The following is a 17,225-nucleotide window of genomic DNA, read 5'->3' on the forward strand; positions in this document are numbered from 1 at the left end:
GCTTGCCGGCGATGAGGTCGGCGCAGGCAACCTTGTACAGTCTGTCAGGGCCGTATCGCCGGCAAGCCGGCTCCCACAGGGAAAGCCACTGGATTCAAAGGCTGTGGCGTGCTTGTGGGAGCTTTGAAAGTAACTGTGGGAGCGGGCTTGCCCCGCGAAGAGGCCGGTACTGGTTTACTTGTGCAGAATGTTCAATAGATAACGGCAAGGCTCGCTCCCCGGAGCCAGGTAACTGACCGGCTTGTCCACCGCAAAATCCAGTTGGTCACCGGCCTCCATCAGGTAGCGCTCCTCGCCATAGGTCACCTCCAGCGTCCCCTCCACCAGCCACAACCGCTGCCGATACGGCTGCGAATGCCAGCACGGGTAGTCGATCCGCTGACCCGGCGGCAAGGTGATTTCCACCAGCTCGCTGCCGCTGGCCTGATCCAGCTCCGCCACCTGCCGGCGCACGTAACCACTGGCCGGGTCGCGCCAGGCCTCCTGGGCCTCGCGACGGCGCAAGGCCGAGCTGCCCGCCGGCTTGTCCTCGGCCAGCAACTGGCTCAAGGAAACCCCCAACCCCGACGCCAGACGCCCCAGCACCGCAGCCGTAGGGCTGCTGTCCTGGCGCTCGATCTTGGAAATCATCGCCTTGCTGACCCCGGCGCGTTCCGCCAGTTGGGCCAGGCTGAGGCGCTGTTGGCCGCGCAGGTGGGCGAGGCGTTGGGCAATGGCTTGGTCGAGTGTGGTCATGGGTGGTCACTGGGCTGGGTACTGAATGGCCCACAGCTTACGGCTTATCGTGAAAAAGAGTGCGGCGAATCTGGGCATTTGGACATGGACGGTGCGCTTGGCAACATCCGAGTGGGAGCCGGCTTGCCGGCGATGAGGCCGGGGCAGGCAACCTGTTCTGCCTGATCGGGCCCTATCGCCGGCAAGCCGGCTCCCACAGGGAAATCACTGCTTTCAACGCCTACCTGGCAATCAGGTTGTGCCGGGCCAGGTGCTCGGCAGCGACTTTTTCGATCGACTCTCTACCCACATCCACGCGGGCATTGAGGGCAGCGATGGTCTCGCTGTCCAGCGTGGCGGAAAGACTGTTGAGCAGGGACGCTACCTTGGGGTGGTTGTCGAGGAACGCAGTCCTGACTACCGGTGTCAGGGCGTAGCTGGGGAAGTAGGCTTTGTCGTCCTCCAGGATGACGAAGCCGAACGCAGACACGCGACCATCCGTGGACAACACCAGGGCAACATCTGCCTGCCCCTGGCGAAGCGCGAGGTAGGTAAGCCCGCCGTCCATGCGCATCACGTCGCTACGCTGGAACGTGAAGCCGTAGCGGTCCTGCAGCGGTCGCAGGCCGTCGGGGCGCGAATAGAACTCGGCGTTGGAGGCAAATTTCAGGTGTTTGCCGGCGCTGACCTGCGCAGCCAGGTCCGACATCGTGACGATACCCTTGGCCTGCGCCTCGGTCTTTCTCATTGCAAACGCATAGGTGTTGTTGGCCCTGGAAGGCTGCAGCCAGGTAAGCCCCTTGGCGGCGTCCAGTTGCTTGACCCGCTCATAGGTCTGCTCGGCATCGAGTTTCTCTTTGACCTTGTTGTAGATGATCAGCGAGGTACCGGTGTATTCCCAATAGATGTCGACCTGGCCATTTTCCTGAGCGGCCCTCAACACCGTCGAGCCCAGGTCAGAGCGTTTGTCCACGGTGAATGCATTGCTTCTGAGCAGTTGGCTGGTCATCTCCGAGACCAGCTGCTGTTCGGTGAATTTCTTGCCGCCCACCACCACAGGCGATTCAGCGGCGAAGCTGGCGCCTGTGAAAACGGTCATCAAGGCGTAGACGATTGCGCGTGCGAACATACGGCACCTGTTCTTGTCGTTGTGGGTTGTGACCTAGCGTGCCGCCAGTTGCAGGCCGCGGGAAACCGAAGCGCGCTGCAGCAGCCCGCAGAGCATGTCCACCAGCATGGCGAGGCCTGCGGTGGCAATGGCGCCGGCCAGCATCATGCCGTAGTCGTTGAGGTCGATACCGGTGAAGATGAGCTCGCCAAGGCCCCCGCCGCCCACCAGGAAGGCCAGAGGCGCCGTCCCGACGTTGATCGCCAGGGCTGTGCGCAGGCCCGCGAAAATCACGATCAGCGCGTTGGGGATCTCGACCTTGAAGAGGATTTCACGCGGCGTCATGCCAATGGCCTCTGCGGCTTCGAGCAGATGCCGGGGCACTGCGCGAAGGCCTTCGTAGGTATTGACGGTGATCGGCAGGATGGTCGCGACCCACAAGGCGAAAATCGCGGCAGGCGCACCGACCCCGACCAAGGTCATGGCCAGCGTCAGCAAGGCCAGCTTCGGTACCGCCTGGCCGATGTTGAGCACCTGCATGACCGCCATGGCGCGGCGACGGTTGTTTGGGCGGCTCATCCAGACACCGATTGGCAACGCAATGACGATCGCCAGTGCGCTGCTCACGGCCACGATCTGCAGGTGCTGAAGCGACAGGTACACCACCTCGTTCCAGTAGGCCTGAAGCCATTCGATCATCGTGTTGAAGGCCGCCATCACGCCACCGCCGCAGTGTTGTCGATGAGTCGCGCGAGGATGTCGCGCTGATGCACATAGCCGATGAACTGGCCGTGGGCGTCCTTGCACACCGCCCATTCGCGGCCTTGGCCAAGCAGTTGGCAAAGCACCTGGCGCAGGTCATCGCTGGGCAGCACGGTGATGGCGTTCCATGACGCTGCACCCGGCTGATCGCCGACCACCTGGAGCAGTTCCTGGGGCGGGGTCGGGCAGGCGATATCCGCTGCCTGCAGCAGGCGCAGGCGTTTCATGATGCGGTCGCCGCCCATGAAGTTGGCCACGAAATCGCTCACCGGGCGGGCCAGCAAGTCGTCCGGTGTGCCGAACTGCTCGACCTGGCCGGCATTGAACAGGGCCACGCAATCGGCCATTTTCACCGCTTCGTCGATGTCATGGCTGACGAACAGGACCGTCTTGCCGACCTGACGCTGGATGCGCATGAACTCGTCCTGGATCGCGTCGCGGTTGATCGGGTCGATAGCGCCGAAGGGTTCGTCCATCAGCATGACGGGCGGGTCGGCCGCCAGCGCGCGGGCGACGCCGATACGCTGTTGCTGCCCACCGGAGAGTTCGCACGGGTAGCGCTTGGCGAACTTCGACGGCTCCAGCGCCACCACTTCCAGCAGCTCTGCCGCGCGCTTGCGGCTTTTGACCTTGTCCCAGCCCAGCAGGTCGGGGACCACGCAGATGTTGTCTTCGACGGTCATGTTGGGGAACAGGCCGACCTGCTGAATCACATAGCCGATCGAACGACGCAGGGTGACCGTGTCCAGCTCGGCGGTATCCCGCCCACCGATCAACACCCGGCCGGAGGTCGGGGGGATCAGGCGATTGATCATCTTCAGGGTGGTGGTCTTGCCACAGCCCGAGGGGCCAAGCAGCACGCAGATCTTGCCTTCCGGCACGGTGAAGGAGACGTTTTCCACTGCCGTGATAGAGCCGAATTTTTTATTCAAATTATCAATCTGGATCACGATGTAGCTTCCTTCATGCTGAGGTTGTTGAGCTTGATGACCCCTTTGGGGGTCAACGCACGCTGGAGAAGGGCCAGGGCGTAGTCGGCGATCACCGCGATCACGCTGATCAGGATCGCGCCTGCAATCAGTTGCCGGGTGTCGGACTGCGCGATGCCACGCACGATCAGGCTGCCCAGCCCACCGGCACCGATGTAGGCGGCGATGGCGGCAATGCCGATATTGATCACCGTCGCCACGCGTACACCGGCCATGATCAGCGGCATCGCCAGCGGCAACTCGACTTTCCACAGCCGTTGCCACGATGACATGCCCATGCCACGCGCCGCTTCACGCAGCGAAGGCTCGACATTGGAGATGGCGGTGTGGGTGTTGCGGATGATGGGAAGCTGCGAGTACAGGAACAGCGCGATGATTGCCGGCACCATGCCGATACCCTGGCCCCAGATCGAAAGCAGAGGGATCATCAGGCCGAACAGGGCCGCAGAAGGAATGGTCATCAACATGGCGGCGAACGTCAGGACCCAGCGACCTGGCCGAGGATGCTGCGAGACGAAGATCCCCAGCGGAACGCCCGTGAGGATGGCCAATCCGACCGCCATGAAGACGATATAGAGGTGTTGCCCAAGCAAGTGGGCGATCAAGCCGAGGTTGGAGGTGATGAAACTGATCGTTTCCATTGTTCTTGTGCCTTTTCTCCGCAAAATTGTTGTTCGCCGGTTCATCAGGGAGAGAATGCCGGTATGGGAAAACATTAACGCCGAAGGGGCCGAAGTTCGGGTTCAAGGATCGACGACCTTTGTCATAAGTTCGACAAAGCATCGGTCGAGGAGGGGAGGTCCGCGTGAAGGTGCAAGTGACCTGGCGTGCCGGGGGCAGATTCGCTGCAGCAAGCCTTGGACACCGCTGCTCGATCAGTTGATCAGTACTAACTCCGTGTCCTGTATGGGATTTGTCCCCGATCACGGGCAAAGGTGAGCACAGGCCAAGCGTACCTTTTGCTATATCCGAGTACGCTTTTATAAACAAACACTCGAACGCTCACTGCGGCGCCGTTTCACTATCAAACTTTCGACGTTCTTCACCGGGACTGCAGCCCCAGGTCTTTCGATAGGCACTGCCCAGGTGCGAGGCAGAGACGAATCCGCAGGAGTACGCCACCGAGGCGATGGATTTGCTGCTTTCGCGCAGCAGCCGTCGTGCTTCGGCCAGGCGCAACTCCAGGTAGAAGCGCTGCGGCGTCATGCCGAAATGCTGGTGCCACAGCCGTTCCAGTTGCCGCTGCGACACGTTGCAGCGGTCAGCCACGTCCTCGATGCTGATGACGTGTTCGAAGTTGTCCTCCATGTGCCCGATGGCCGCCGTGATCCGCCGGTCATGGATGCCGAAGCGCCATTGGATGGACATGCGCTGGTGTTCTTCCGGGCCGCGAATTCGAGCATGCAGGAACTGCTCTGCCACCGCGGCAGCCAGCTTGCCGCCGTAGTCCAGGGAAATCTGCGCGAGCATCAGGTCGATGGCGGCGGTGCCGCCGGCGCAGGTCCAGCGGTTGTCGTGGTTCACGTACAGCTCACGGGTCACTTCGATGGCCGGGAACTCTTCGGCGAACTCATTGATCGACTCCCAGTGCAGGGTGCATTTGCGACCGTCGAGCAAACCGGCCCGCGCCAGAATGAACGTGCCGGTGCTGAACGCGCCGACCGTTTTGCCCTGCGCCGCTGCCCGCTGCAGGAAACGCAGCATCTGTGGCGGGCGCAAGTGCTCGATGTCCAGGCTGGCGAGGACGAAAACGCGGTCAAGCTCGGTCACATCGCTCAAGCCGCGCGTGCTGATCTCGACGCCGCTGCTGGAGCTGACGGTCCCCCCGGTTTCCGACAGCAGCTGCCATTCGTAGAGCGTCCTGCCCGCCAGCCGATTGGCGGCGCGCAGGGGCTCGCTGGCACCGGCCAGGGCCATCATGGAAAACTGCGGCAAGATCAGCAGACCGATCCGCTTGCAGCCTTCGTTGGGTTGAGCAGGGTGCACCATGTGCAGAACTCCGCAGAGCATTCGACGACCAAGGCCCGCACAGGGCCCGTAATGTTGTCAGCATACTGGAGCGGCTGCGGAAGGTGGTGGCGGGAAGATGAGGCGGGGCAGGATGACCGCGCCTGCAGGCGCCCGGCGAGGGCGCTGCAGGCGGGAGATTTCAAAGGTGCTGGCGGACGGCTTGGTCGATGTTCTCGATGATGGTTTTGAACACCGGATGGTCGGCCTCGTTCTGTTGCCCGTGCTGCATGTCGGAGATGACCAGCACGCCATCCCCTGCGTCGCCCGGGTAGCGCTGGTACAGGCGCTCGGACTCGGCCGGCATGTGCAGGGAGTTCTTCGCGCCGTGGATGATCAGGGCAGGCGGGAAACCGGCCGCACCTTCAATGCCTTGCTCCGGGTCGAAGGCGACGTAGGAGGTGTAGGATTTGGCGCTGACCCAGGCGCAACCCGGCCAGCGGTCCGCACCGCCTGCTTCGGTGTAGGCGCCCAACTGCTCGTCGACATACTGCTGAGTAGCCGGGTCGAGCGGGTAGTAACCCAGGCGGGTGGCCTCGGTGCCGGTATCGAACGGCGGGATCGCGGCGTCGGCGTTCAGCGCGGCGATGCTGGCATCGGCAGCCTTGGCGTCTTCACGCAGGGCTTGCAGTGCACCGATGCTGGTATAGCTCATCGGCACCCAGAACTTCACCTGCTCGGCCTTGTTGCGCGCCAGTTCCGCAATCGCTGCCAGGCTGGCCACCGAACCCATCGCCCAGGAGGCAACCAGCGGCATCTGGCCGAATTCATTGCGTGCCCAGCTCACGGCGCCGAGCACTTCGTCCTTCTGGTCTTCCAGGCTGACGTTGGTCACGGTCTTGCCGTCGACCAGCGAGGTGTTGCGCACCGCCTTGTTGGTGAAGAAACCTGCCACATCGTAGGTCATCACGCGGTAGCCGCGAGCCGCCAGCGCACGGCCAAACAGTTGGCCATACATCGACACACCGCCGGTGAAGCCCGAGTTGAACACTACCGGAGGCAGGTTGCGATCGAGCGCGGCCGGCTCGAAGACCGTACCGTTGAGGCTGAGCGTCTCGCCGCCGAAGTCGACGTCGAACTTGATTTCGCGGGAGGTAACATTACTCATTATTTCACCTGGGGCCTGTTGGCTTGTTGGGGTGGGAAAAACACGGGTAGTCGCGCCGTTGAGCAGTGCATCAGCGGATACGCCACAACGTTCTGCTGCGGCGCTGGCCAACTGGCGAACGAAACCGAACGCGCTGGCGGGATGGAACAGGTTGCAGTAGGCGATGCCGCTCGGGTCGGCGCCTACATGGGGTGCGTCGGTTGCTTGCAGCACAAGCTTGTCGGCGCCGAGCGCTTCGACGATGCGTTGCACGAACGGTGTCAGCACTTCGATGTCGGTCGAAGTGCGATAGCCGGGGCCCTTGAACCAGACATTGCCGCGCCTGTGCGCTTCATCCAGCAGGCGGGTGAACGCAGGGTGCTCGGCGCCCAGGCTGGCGTGGCAGGTGCCAAGGTGGTCAAGCACGACGCGCACCGTTTCAGGAATCTGCCGAAGCACGCGCAGATTGGTGGCGGCCGACTGGGCATAGACATGGACATGCTGGTGCGCCGCCAGCCGTGCGAACAACGCCTGCCAGGCAGGGGTGCTGTAGGCATCGGCCGCCACACTGTCCTCGGGCGCATCGTGCAGGACGATGCGAATACCGACGACTTGCGGATGGTTCAGGCGTGCTTCGTCTGCGTAGTCAGGGTCTGCCTTGAGGGTGCCGACCAGGCGCACCTGATCGAACTTTCCAGGGTGCATTCGTTGCAGTTGTTCAAGCTCGCTGAACGACGCAAACACATGCTCGGAGTCCGGAAGAATGCTCAGGTGCACATTATTGAGCAGGGTCGGTGAAATACCTTCAAGGTCGAGATTCAGCAAATAATCAGAAAGCGAATTCGGCGCGGGAAGTGCATAAGGAAGCTCAGTGCCAAGTGCATCGAGATGCGCTTCGGTAAAGAAGTGAACATGGCTATCTATGAACGTGTTGTTGTTATTCATCGGCGTGATTCCGTGGGCTTGCAAACACGATAAGGGCAAAGCTCACCCGCCACGTCCCGCGAACCCGACGACTCCTATCAAAAGTTCGCCATGCCGCTGCCGTACCGCATCCGGCCTTCATCAACAGGCGCGCTTCGGGCCCCTGAGGCAGTGCATCGCGACCGTATTTGGCGAAACGCTGATACAGGACGTCGAATCGCTGATTCAGCCGTGATTCGCCATCAGTCGACTATTCACGCCAGCTTCGGCAGTGCGGCCTTCCTGTGTACCACGCCACTGCCCGGGCCTCTTTCTATTGCCAACCAACACCGCCGCCTGTGCACAACGGGGGCGTCATGAATTCAATAAAAGGAAGGTGTGGCCGATGTTGTATTTCTCTCCTGCTCGCGTTGAGCGGCACGCGAAACTCTCTATCAACACCGTCAACATTGCGCTGATGGCTACATTGATGAGCGGTTATGCCAGTGCCGAGAACAATGGCTTTGTCGAAGACAGTAAATTGTCGATTCTGGCCAGGAACTACTACTTCAACACCGACCGGGCAGATGGACGCAGCAACCAGAAAGACTGGAGCCAAGCGTTTATTGCGCGGTTCGATTCCGGCTTTACCCAAGGGACGGTCGGCTTCGGTGCGGATCTCTTCGCCTACTGGGGGCTCAAGCTCGATGCCGGTAGCGGGCGTACCGGCACCGGCAACTTGCCGGTAGGGGATGACGGCGATCCGGACGCTGAATACGGTCGGGCCGGCGGCTCGGTCAAGGCGCGAATCTCCGAGACCGTCCTGCGCTACGGCCAGATGTCACCCAACGCCCCGGTTTTTGCACAAAGCGTCAGCCGACTGATGCCGCAAACCGCCACCGGCTTTCACGTACTGAGCCGGGAAATCGACCAGCTCGCCGTGGAAGCCGGCCATTTCACCTCCGGGACTGACCAGGTCAATACCAATCAAGACGGCGAACTGTGGGCTACCTACGCGTTGGTCACCACGCCAGCAGTCGACTACGCCGGCGCTCGCTACACGCTGGCCGATGGCATCAACCTCGCGGCTTACGCCAGCCGTTTCGAAGACATCTGGCATCAGTACTACGTCAACACCAACTACGTGATGCCGCTGTCCCCGGCGCAATCACTGACGTTCGATTTCAACCTGTACCGCACACTCGACACCGGCAGTGCCAAGGCGGGGACGATCGATACCACGGCAGCAGGGATGCAAGTCGCCTACAAGGTTTCTTCGCATACCTTCACCGCCGCGTACCAACAGGTGCAGGGTGACCAACCTTTCGACTATGTCGGCTTCGGCGATACGGGGCGCAGCGGCGGTTCGATATTGCTGCCCAATTCCGTGCAGTACTCCGACTTCAACGGGCCGGGGGAAAAGTCCTGGCAGCTGCGCTATGACTTGAACATGGCAGGCTATGGCGTGCCGGGGCTGACGTTCATGCTGCGCCACCTGCGGGGTCGTGACATCGACGGCACCCACAGTACCCAAGGCGCCTATGCGCACAAGTACGGTCAAGGTGACGAGGAATTCGAAACGGATGCCGAGGCACGCTATGTCGTGCAGGCCGGGCCTGCCAAGGATCTGTCCGTACGCCTTCGATTGGCCTGGCACCGTGGCGATGACAGCACCGGGGGCGCGCAGGACCAGGTGCGGGTGATAACCGAATATCCGTTCGACATCTTCTGATCACTCAAGTGGGCAGAGGCGCTTCTCAGGTCATCCACTATTTGATACAAAACGTATCTCATAGTGATCGACCCGGGTAGACAACCAACCATGCGCCTCATCCACTGCAGCGAAGAACGCCATGCCGAGGCCATTCTCGCCATTTTCAACCACGCCATCCTCAACTCGACCGCCTTGTACGACTACAAGCCGCGCGAGCCCGCATCCATGGTCGAGTGGTTCGCCAACAAGCGCCGCAACGACTTGCCGGTGATCGGCTACGAGGACGAGCAGGGCACGCTGCTGGGCTTCGCCAGTTACGGTCCGTTCCGCGACCGCCCGGCCAACAAGTACAGCGTCGAGCACTCGGTCTACGTGCACCACGACTGCCGCGGCATGGGCCTGGGCAAGCGCTTGCTCAGCGAGCTGATCGAGCTGGCGAGCCAGCGCGACGTGCATGTGATGGTCGGGGGCATCGATCTCGCCAACGAAGCGTCCATCGCCTTGCACGAGCGCCTGGGCTTCGAGCCGGCAGGCGTCATTCGCGAGGCGGCCTACAAGTTCGGCCGTTGGCTGGACCTTGCCTTCTACCAGAAGATCCTGGCCACGCCGCTGCAGCCCAGCGAAGGCTGATCAGGCCGCAGGCGGCACGAAGTCGTTGCGCTGGTAGAAGCGCTCCAGCTCGTGCGCCGCCGGCTCCTGGCCGGTGAAGATGCGCAGGTACTCGGGGATGAAGTGCATGCGGTAGGTCAGCGGCTCGGACGTCTTCATGCTGATGTAGCCGATCTGCGTGAAGTAGATGGAGCGGGCGCGGGTGGTGGCGGCGTCCTCGCTGAAGCCGAAACGGTCGAACATCTGCTTCAGGGCATCCATGCGCACCTTGTCGGCCTGCTGGATTTCTTTTGCCACCTGCTCTGACTGCAGCGCCCAGCTGCGCATGGCGAACTCGCACTGCGAGTCGAACAGCTCCGTGTTGAGCCAGCAATCGAACACATTGAGGATCGCCTCGGTGATCGACGCCGCATAGGCCTGCGACTGGGCCACCAGGTTGTGGGTGTTCTTGTTCTTCCACTGCTCGATCAGCGCCGCCAACAGTGCTTCGCGGTCCTCGAAGTACCAGTAGAAACTGGTGCGGGCCAGGTTGAGTTTTTTTGCCAGCGGCAGCACGCGCACGGCGTCCACCCCCGATTCCTTGAGGGTTTCGAAGGCTGCGTTGAGCCAGCTCTCGATCGAGCCGCGGGCGCTGATTTCCGGGTTGTTCGACGTCATGTTCATAGGCGCATTGTTCCGTATCCATGGGGGCCTGACAAGCTCAATGTACACCACTGTCGAATTAATTGACACCTGTGTACATGGCGACTAATGTCGATTTTGCCTGATGACCTGAACGCGAGAACGACCATGTCCAATGATCCGTTGCTTCAGCCGTACCAACTCAAGCACCTCACCTTGCGCAACCGCATCATCACCACCTCCCACGAACCCGCCTACCCCGAAGACGGCATGCCCAAGCAGCTGTACCGCGCCTACCACGTGGAGCGGGCCAAGGCCGGCGTGGCCATGACCATGACTGCAGGTTCCGCCGCCATCTCGCGCGACAGCCCTCCGGTGTTCAACAACGTGCTGGCCTACAAGGATGAAGTGGTCGGCTGGATGAAGGACTTGACCGACGAATGCCACGAACACGGCGCGGCGGTAATGATCCAGCTCACCCACCTGGGCCGCCGCACCCGCTGGGACAAGGGCGACTGGCTGCCGGTGGTGTCGCCCTCGCACAATCAGGAGCCGGCGCACCGGGCCTTCCCCAAACGCCTGGAAATCTGGGACATCGAGCGCATCGTCAAGGACTACGCCGACGCCGCCGAACGCATGCAGGCGGCAGGCCTGGACGGCATCGAGCTGCAGGCCTACGGCCACTTGATGGACCAGTTCTGGTCGCCGCTGACCAACGAGCTGGAAAACGTCTATGGCGGCTCCCTGGAAAACCGCCTGCGCTTTACCTTCGAAGTGCTCGCGGCGATTCGCAAACGGGTGGGCGAGCAGTTCATCGTCGGCATCCGCTACACCGGCGACGAGGTACTGGCCGGCGGGCTGAGCAAGGCAGAGGGCCTGCAGATTTCGCAGCTGCTGAAGAACAGCGGCATGATCGACTTCCTCAACGTGATCCGCGGCAACATCGCCACCGATGCCGGCCTCACCGACATCATCCCGATCCAGGGCATGCGCAACGCGCCGCACCTGGACTTCGCCGGCGAAATCCGCTCGTTGACCGGCTTCCCGACCTTCCACGCGGCGAAGATTCCGGATGTCGCCACCGCCCGCCATGCCATCGCCGCCGGCAAGGTGGACATGGTCGGCATGACCCGCGCGCACATGACCGACCCGCATATCGTGCGCAAGATCATCGAAGGCCGCGAAGACGAGATTCGCCCCTGCGTCGGTGCCAACTACTGCCTGGACCGCATCTACCACGGCGGCGCCGCCTACTGCATCCACAACGCCGCCACCGGCCGTGAAACCACCATGCCGCACCAGATCCCCAAGGCTGCGCAGCGGCGCAAGGTGGTCATCGTCGGTGCCGGCCCTGCGGGGCTGGAAGCGGCGCGGGTGGCCGGCGAGCGTGGCCATGAAGTGGTGGTGTACGAAGTGGCCGACAAGGCCGGCGGGCAGATCCGCCTGACCGCGCAATCGGAGCGGCGCAAGGAAATGATCAGCATCGTCGACTGGCGCCTGGCCCAGTGCGAGCGGCTGGGGGTGAAGTTCCACTACAACGTCTGGGCCGACAGCCAGATCATCCTCGACGAAGCCGCCGACGTGGTCATCGTCGCCACCGGCGGCCTGCCGCACACCGAGGTGCTGGAGCAGGGCAACGAACTGGTGGTGTCGAGCTGGGACATCATCTCCGGCGACGTCAAGCCGGGGCGCAACGTGCTGGTCTATGACGACGCCGGCGACCATGCGGCGCTGCAGGCGGCCGAGTTCATCGCCCAGAGTGGCGCGCGCACCGAGATCATGACCCCCGACCGCACCTTCTCGCCCGAGGTCATGGGCATGAACCTGGTGCCCTACATGCGTGCGCTGCAGCAGCTGGACACGACCTTTACCGTGACCTGGCGCCTGAAAGCGGTGAGCAAGACCGCAGACGGCCTGCTGGCGACCATCGGCACCGACTACAGCGAGCTGCGCCAGACCCGCCTGGTCGACCAGGTGGTGGTCAACCACGGCACCCGGCCGCTGGACGACCTGTACTTCCAGCTGGTGCCGCTGTCGAGCAACGAAGGCGCGGTCGAGTACATGGACCTGATCGCCGGGCGCCCGCAAGCGGTGGCCCGCCGTGACGATGGCCGTTTCCAGCTGTTCCGGATCGGCGACGCGGTGGCCTCGCGCAATACCCACGCCGCCATCTATGACGCCTTGCGCCTGGTGAAGGACCTCTGAGCGCCCGGCAATACCCCAGAACAACGACAACCAGCACCACCCTTTGCTGTTACTGCCCTGGCTCCAACAACGACAACGATATCCAGTGGAGAGTGTAACCATGCACATCGGTACCCAACCGAGCCCTGCGCCATCCCTGCAGTTTCGTGACGATTCCAGCGTTACCGACCATGCCCTGGCCCCGGTAGACAGCCAGTTGCTCGTAGCCCAGGCCGCCATCGACCGCAAGGCCTTGCGCCGCTACCGCCTCGACCGCATCCGCCAGCAGCTGCGCGCCCACGATTATGGCGGCATCCTGCTCGCCGACCCGATCAACATCCGCTATGCCACCGACACCAACAACCTCGGCCTGTGGGTGATGCACTCGCCCAGCCGCTACGTGTTCGTGCCCACCGAAGGCCCGGTGGTGCTGTTCGAATTCACCAGCAGCCGGCACAACAGCGAACACGTCGAAACCATCGACGAGATCCGCCCGGCGCTGCCCTGGCTGTACTTCCTCGCCGGCCCTCGGGTCGAAGAAAAGGCCGCGTTGTGGGCCGCCGAGGTGGCCGAGCTGATGGTCCGCCACAGTGGTGGCAACCGCCGTCTGGCGGTCGACCGCTGCGACCCGTGGGGCGCCGAGAAGCTCAAGGCCAAGGGCATCGAACTGTTCGACGCACAGCCACTGATGGAGCAGGCGCGCCTGATCAAGTCGGCCGAGGAGGTCGCCAGCCACCAGGTGTCGATGGCCGTCTGCGACCTGGCGATTGCCCGCATGCGTGCCAGCCTGCGGCCGGGCATCACCGAGAACCAGCTGTGGAGCATCCTCCACGGCACCAACGTGGCCCAGGGCGGCGAATGGGCCGAGAGCCGCCTGCTCAGTTCCGGGCCGCGCACCAATCCCTGGTTCCAGGACGCCACCGACAAAGTCATCGAGGCCGGGGAAATGGTCTGCTTCGACACCGACATGGTTGGCCCCGGTGGCTACCTGTCGGACATCTCGCGCAGCTTCGTCTGCCCCGGCAAGCCGGTGACCGCCGCTCAGCGCCAACTGCTCGACGTCGCCTCGCAGCAGATCAGCCACAACCTCGACCTGCTGCGCCCGGGCCTGTCGTTTCGCGAGTTCGCCGAACGCTGCTGGCCGGTGCCCGGCAAGTACGAGCACAACCGCTACATGATGATGCTGCACGGCGTCGGCCTGGTCGACGAATACCCCAGCGTGGCCTACGCGGTGGACTTCGCCGAGTGGGGCTATGACGGATTGTTCCAGGAAAACATGGTGGTCTCGGTGGAAAGCTACATCGGCGAACGCGGCGGGCGTGAAGGCGTGAAGCTGGAGGAACAGGTGCTGATCACTGCCCGTGGCGCGATCAAGCTGTCGAGCACGCCGCTGGTCGATGACCAACGGTCTTGAGGGAGGGTCAGCCCATGAATCCGAAGAGCATTGCGCTGCGCCAGGTGCCCCCGCTGGCCGCGCCCAAGCCGGCCTTCCTGCGCCTGGAGTCGATCCACAAGCAGTTCGGCCCTTATGAAGTGCTGCACGACGTCAATTTCGAGATGAGCAAGGGCGAGGTGGTGGCCATCATCGGCCCCAGTGGCTCGGGCAAGAGCACCTTGCTGCGCTGCATCAACCAGCTGGAGCCACCGACCCGTGGGCGCATCCGCCTGGATGAGCTGGACATCGACGCCGCCGTGCCGTTGCCGCGTGCCGAATTGCTGAAACTGCGCCGGCGCATCGGCATGGTGTTCCAGTCGTTCAACCTGTTCCCGCACATGACCGTGCTGCGCAATGTCAGCCTGGCCCAGGTGCGTACCCTCGGGCGCAGTCAGCGCGAGGCCGATGCGCGGTCGATGCAGCTGCTGGAGCGGGTGGGCCTGGCCGCCAAGGCCGGGCACTATCCGGCGCGCTGCTCCGGTGGCCAGCAACAGCGCATCGCCATCGCCCGGGCGTTGGCCCTGGAGCCGGAGCTGATGCTGTTCGACGAACCGACCTCGGCGCTCGACCCCGAGCTGGGCCTGGAGGTGCTGGCGGTGATGAAGGAGCTGGCCGCCGAGGGCATGTCGATGATCGTGGTCACCCATGAGATGCACTTTGCCGAAACCGTCTCCGACCGGGTGGTGGTGATGGCCGACGGGCGCATCATCGAGCACGGCCCCAGCGCCCAGGTGATGCGCCAGCCGCGCCATGAGCGGGTGGCGAAATTCCTCCAGGCCGTGAGGGACCGCTGATGAACGACATTCTGTCGATGTTGCTGGCGGGCGTGCCGTGGACCCTCGGCGTGACCCTGTGCGCCTTCGCCGCCGGGGTGGTGCTGGGCTTTCCGCTGTGTGCCCTGCGCATGGCCCGTACGCCGCTGCTGGCGGCGCTGGGGGCCGCCATCGTGATGACCGTGCGCTCGATTCCGCCGATTGTCTGGCTGTTCTTCATCTTCTTCGGCATCGGTGGCGGCTACCTCACCTTGTCGCCGTTCGTCGCGGCGGTGGTGGGCCTGGGGCTGATCACCGCCGCGCAGATGGCGGAGGTCTATCGCGGCGCCTTCGCGGCCATCCCCGATGGCCAGTACGAAGCGGCGCACGTGCTCAACCTGTCGGCGCCGCAGCGCTTCTTCGACGTGGTGCTGCCGCAGCTGACGCGCATTTCCATCCCCACCGGGGCCACCTATGCCATCGGCCTGCTCAAGGACTCGGCGGTGGCCTCCACCCTGGGGGTGTCGGATATCAGCTTCCAGGCCTACCAGGTGTCGCAACAGACCTTCCAGGGGCTGGGCGTCTACAGCGCTGCAGCGCTGGTGTACCTGGTGCTGAGCGTGCCGGTGGCGCTGGCTTCGCGCTGGTTGTCGGCGACCCTGCAGCGGAGGATCAGCCAATGAACGAATTGCTGGCCCTTTGGGCCGAATGGTTCCCGGAGTTGTGGAAGGGCTTCGTGCTGTCGTTGCAGGTGACGGCGATCAGCCTGGGCCTCGGCGTGGTACTGGGCTTGCTGCTGGCCCTGGGGGTGAGTGCCAAGGGCAGGGCGCTGCGCTATCCGTCACTGGTGATCGTGGAGCTGGGGCGCGGGGCACCGGCGCTGATCCTGCTGCAGTATTTCTACTTCGGCCTGCCGTCGGTGAGCCTCACGCTGAGTTCGTTCTGGGCCGCAGTGCTGGCCCTGGCCTACTGCACGGCGGCCTACACCAGCGAGATCATCCGGGGCGGCCTGGAGGCGGTCGCCCGTGGCCAGCACGAGGCCGCCGAAGTGATCGGCCTGGACCGTGTCGATGCCCTGCGCTACGTGATCCTGCCCCAGGCCCTGCGGGTGGCCCTGCCGTCGCTGCTGGGCTTCTCGATCATGATGTTCCAGGCCTCGTCGCTGTGTTTCACCATCGCCTTGCCCGAAATCGTCAGCCGCGCCTCGGCCATTGGTTCCTCGACCTTCCAGTACATGCCCGTGCTGGTGCTGGCCGGGCTGATGTACGCGGCCGTGTGCGCATCGGCGAGCCTGGGCGTTGCGGCCCTGGAAAGAAGACTGGCGCCCGGCCAGCACCCTGCTGCCTGAACCTTGACCCTGACATTGCATAGGTATCCAGATGAAACCAATCAAACGCGTTACCCGTTGCCTGGCTGTCTGCGTGGCGCTTGTCGGCAGTGCCCAGGCCCTGGCCGAGTGCAAGCCCACCCACAGTTTCGAAACCCTTACGCCGGGGGTGCTGACGGTGGCGGCCTATGTGTTCCCGCCGTATTCCATTCCCGGGCCGGACAAGACCCTGGGCGGGGTGGACGGCGAGATCATCAAGCAGATCGCCGCCCGCGAATGCCTGGAGATCAAGGCCAGCGTGCTCGATCCGGGGGCGGCGATCCAGTCGGTGGTCACCCGCCGCGCCGACGTGGTGATCGGCGACTGGTACCGCACGGTCGAGCGCGGCAAGGTGCTGGGCCTGTCGGCACCGTTGTACCTGGACGTGATGGGCATCATCTCGCCCCAGGGCTATGCCACGGTCGCGGAGCTTGAGGGCAAGCGCGTGGGGACCGTGCAGGGCTACCTGTGGGTCAATGACCTGAAGCGGGTGCTGGGTGACAACCTGGTGCTGTACCCCAACCCGGTGGCCATGGCCCAGGACCTGGCGTCCGGGCGGATCGAGGCTGGCATCGACAGCCATGCGGTAGCGGTGGTGTCGCAGCAGAAGGGCGCGTACCAGGGGGCGAGCATCAAGGTGTCGGCGCCCGATCCGCGGGTGAAGGCCACCGAGCAGCCGGGGCAGACGGCGATTCCGTACATGCTGAGCAACGTCGAGCTGGGCAAGGCGCTGGATGCCAATATCCAGGCGTTGCATGGCAGTGGCGAGATCGCGCGGATTCTCGAGGCCCATGGGTTGGACCGACAGGCGGCTGAGGTGGGGGCGCCGCGGTTGGTGGAGTGAGGGTGGCCTGACGGGCCTCTTCGCGGGACAAGCCCGCTCCCACAGGTAAATCACCAAGCCGAAGCCTGAGGTGAATCTGTGGGAGCCACAGGTAAATCACCAAGCTGAGGTCTGAGGTGAACCTGTGGGA

16 protein-coding genes are annotated in these 17,225 nt (G+C 63.5%); 8 read left to right on the plus strand and 8 right to left on the minus strand.

Annotated elements, in window-relative coordinates:
- Positions 1-174 precede the first annotated feature (174 nt).
- The 7 genes from PMI38_RS22305 to PMI38_RS26940 form a co-directional block, all read right to left on the minus strand.
- Positions 175-735 carry a helix-turn-helix domain-containing protein gene (locus PMI38_RS22305; RefSeq protein ID WP_008099144.1) on the minus strand — a complete coding sequence of 187 codons (561 nt, stop codon included), beginning with the start codon at positions 733-735 and terminating at the stop codon, positions 175-177.
- A 220-nt stretch (positions 736-955) separates the two neighbouring features.
- Positions 956-1,843, minus strand: a complete 888-nt coding sequence (locus PMI38_RS22310) for a glycine betaine ABC transporter substrate-binding protein (protein WP_008099146.1) — start codon at positions 1,841-1,843, stop codon at positions 956-958.
- A gap of 33 nt (positions 1,844-1,876) precedes the next feature.
- Positions 1,877-2,539: an ABC transporter permease gene (locus PMI38_RS22315; protein ID WP_008099147.1), complete on the minus strand. Its 663-nt coding sequence runs from the start codon at positions 2,537-2,539 to the stop codon at positions 1,877-1,879.
- A complete protein-coding gene (locus PMI38_RS22320) occupies positions 2,539-3,534 on the minus strand; it encodes an ABC transporter ATP-binding protein (RefSeq protein WP_008099148.1) in 996 nt (331 codons plus the stop codon). The genes PMI38_RS22315 and PMI38_RS22320 overlap by 1 nt, the downstream gene beginning before the upstream one ends.
- Positions 3,531-4,214, minus strand: coding sequence for an ABC transporter permease (locus tag PMI38_RS22325; RefSeq protein WP_008099149.1), 684 nt, complete (start codon positions 4,212-4,214; stop codon positions 3,531-3,533). The genes PMI38_RS22320 and PMI38_RS22325 overlap by 4 nt, the downstream gene beginning before the upstream one ends.
- A 361-nt stretch (positions 4,215-4,575) precedes the next feature.
- The gene (locus PMI38_RS22330) at positions 4,576-5,562 is read right to left on the minus strand and encodes a GlxA family transcriptional regulator (protein ID WP_008099150.1); all 987 of its coding nucleotides are present in this window, start codon (positions 5,560-5,562) and stop codon (positions 4,576-4,578) included.
- Between the two features lie 160 nt (positions 5,563-5,722).
- Positions 5,723-7,612, minus strand: coding sequence for an amidohydrolase family protein (locus PMI38_RS26940; protein ID WP_008099151.1), 1,890 nt, complete (start codon positions 7,610-7,612; stop codon positions 5,723-5,725).
- 364 nt (positions 7,613-7,976) lie between these two features.
- Between PMI38_RS26940 and PMI38_RS22345 the strand changes: the two genes are divergently transcribed.
- Both PMI38_RS22345 and PMI38_RS22350 read left to right on the plus strand, forming a co-directional pair.
- Complete coding sequence (locus tag PMI38_RS22345) at positions 7,977-9,302, plus strand: OprD family porin (RefSeq protein ID WP_008099153.1); 1,326 nt, start codon at positions 7,977-7,979, stop codon at positions 9,300-9,302.
- A gap of 90 nt (positions 9,303-9,392) precedes the next feature.
- Positions 9,393-9,914: a GNAT family N-acetyltransferase gene (locus tag PMI38_RS22350; protein WP_008099155.1), complete on the plus strand. Its 522-nt coding sequence runs from the start codon at positions 9,393-9,395 to the stop codon at positions 9,912-9,914.
- Here PMI38_RS22350 and PMI38_RS22355 read toward each other — a convergent pair whose 3' ends face one another.
- Complete coding sequence (locus PMI38_RS22355) at positions 9,915-10,556, minus strand: TetR/AcrR family transcriptional regulator (protein WP_008099157.1); 642 nt, start codon at positions 10,554-10,556, stop codon at positions 9,915-9,917.
- A 126-nt stretch (positions 10,557-10,682) separates the two neighbouring features.
- Between PMI38_RS22355 and PMI38_RS22360 the strand changes: the two genes are divergently transcribed.
- The 6 genes from PMI38_RS22360 (at position 10,683) to PMI38_RS22385 (ending at position 17,095) form a co-directional block, all read left to right on the plus strand.
- Positions 10,683-12,719, plus strand: a complete 2,037-nt coding sequence (locus tag PMI38_RS22360) for an NADH:flavin oxidoreductase (RefSeq protein ID WP_008099159.1) — start codon at positions 10,683-10,685, stop codon at positions 12,717-12,719.
- A 100-nt stretch (positions 12,720-12,819) separates the two neighbouring features.
- Entirely contained in the window at positions 12,820-14,112 is a 1,293-nt protein-coding gene (locus tag PMI38_RS22365; protein ID WP_008099166.1) for a M24 family metallopeptidase, read from the plus strand.
- A 14-nt stretch (positions 14,113-14,126) separates the two neighbouring features.
- Positions 14,127-14,927, plus strand: coding sequence for an amino acid ABC transporter ATP-binding protein (locus tag PMI38_RS22370; RefSeq protein WP_008099168.1), 801 nt, complete (start codon positions 14,127-14,129; stop codon positions 14,925-14,927).
- Positions 14,927-15,568 carry an amino acid ABC transporter permease gene (locus PMI38_RS22375; RefSeq protein WP_008099170.1) on the plus strand — a complete coding sequence of 214 codons (642 nt, stop codon included), beginning with the start codon at positions 14,927-14,929 and terminating at the stop codon, positions 15,566-15,568. The genes PMI38_RS22370 and PMI38_RS22375 overlap by 1 nt, the downstream gene beginning before the upstream one ends.
- Positions 15,565-16,233, plus strand: coding sequence for an amino acid ABC transporter permease (locus tag PMI38_RS22380; RefSeq protein WP_008099171.1), 669 nt, complete (start codon positions 15,565-15,567; stop codon positions 16,231-16,233). The genes PMI38_RS22375 and PMI38_RS22380 overlap by 4 nt, the downstream gene beginning before the upstream one ends.
- 31 nt (positions 16,234-16,264) lie before the next feature.
- The gene (locus PMI38_RS22385) at positions 16,265-17,095 is read left to right on the plus strand and encodes a substrate-binding periplasmic protein (RefSeq protein WP_008099174.1); all 831 of its coding nucleotides are present in this window, start codon (positions 16,265-16,267) and stop codon (positions 17,093-17,095) included.
- Positions 17,096-17,225: the final 130 nt, after the last annotated feature.

Origin of the sequence: Pseudomonas sp. GM84, from assembly GCF_000282535.1 — a bacterium.
Lineage (GTDB): Bacteria > Pseudomonadota > Gammaproteobacteria > Pseudomonadales > Pseudomonadaceae > Aquipseudomonas.

Bases quoted from the DNA above. Each gene is read 5' to 3' on its own strand.
- PMI38_RS22365 (WP_008099166.1), top strand. From the start codon at position 12,820: ATGCACATCGGTACCCAACCGAGCCCTGCGCCATCCCTGCAGTTTCGT.
- PMI38_RS22360 (WP_008099159.1), top strand. From the start codon at position 10,683: ATGTCCAATGATCCGTTGCTTCAGCCGTACCAACTCAAGCACCTCACC.
- PMI38_RS22315 (WP_008099147.1), bottom strand. From the start codon at position 2,539: ATGGCGGCCTTCAACACGATGATCGAATGGCTTCAGGCCTACTGGAAC.
- PMI38_RS22350 (WP_008099155.1), top strand. From the start codon at position 9,393: ATGCGCCTCATCCACTGCAGCGAAGAACGCCATGCCGAGGCCATTCTC.
- PMI38_RS22375 (WP_008099170.1), top strand. From the start codon at position 14,927: ATGAACGACATTCTGTCGATGTTGCTGGCGGGCGTGCCGTGGACCCTC.
- PMI38_RS22310 (WP_008099146.1), bottom strand. From the start codon at position 1,843: ATGTTCGCACGCGCAATCGTCTACGCCTTGATGACCGTTTTCACAGGC.
- PMI38_RS22380 (WP_008099171.1), top strand. From the start codon at position 15,565: ATGAACGAATTGCTGGCCCTTTGGGCCGAATGGTTCCCGGAGTTGTGG.
- PMI38_RS22325 (WP_008099149.1), bottom strand. From the start codon at position 4,214: ATGGAAACGATCAGTTTCATCACCTCCAACCTCGGCTTGATCGCCCAC.
- PMI38_RS22355 (WP_008099157.1), bottom strand. From the start codon at position 10,556: ATGAACATGACGTCGAACAACCCGGAAATCAGCGCCCGCGGCTCGATC.
- PMI38_RS22305 (WP_008099144.1), bottom strand. From the start codon at position 735: ATGACCACACTCGACCAAGCCATTGCCCAACGCCTCGCCCACCTGCGC.
- PMI38_RS22385 (WP_008099174.1), top strand. From the start codon at position 16,265: ATGAAACCAATCAAACGCGTTACCCGTTGCCTGGCTGTCTGCGTGGCG.
- PMI38_RS22370 (WP_008099168.1), top strand. From the start codon at position 14,127: ATGAATCCGAAGAGCATTGCGCTGCGCCAGGTGCCCCCGCTGGCCGCG.
- PMI38_RS26940 (WP_008099151.1), bottom strand. From the start codon at position 7,612: ATGAATAACAACAACACGTTCATAGATAGCCATGTTCACTTCTTTACC.
- PMI38_RS22345 (WP_008099153.1), top strand. From the start codon at position 7,977: ATGTTGTATTTCTCTCCTGCTCGCGTTGAGCGGCACGCGAAACTCTCT.
- PMI38_RS22330 (WP_008099150.1), bottom strand. From the start codon at position 5,562: ATGGTGCACCCTGCTCAACCCAACGAAGGCTGCAAGCGGATCGGTCTG.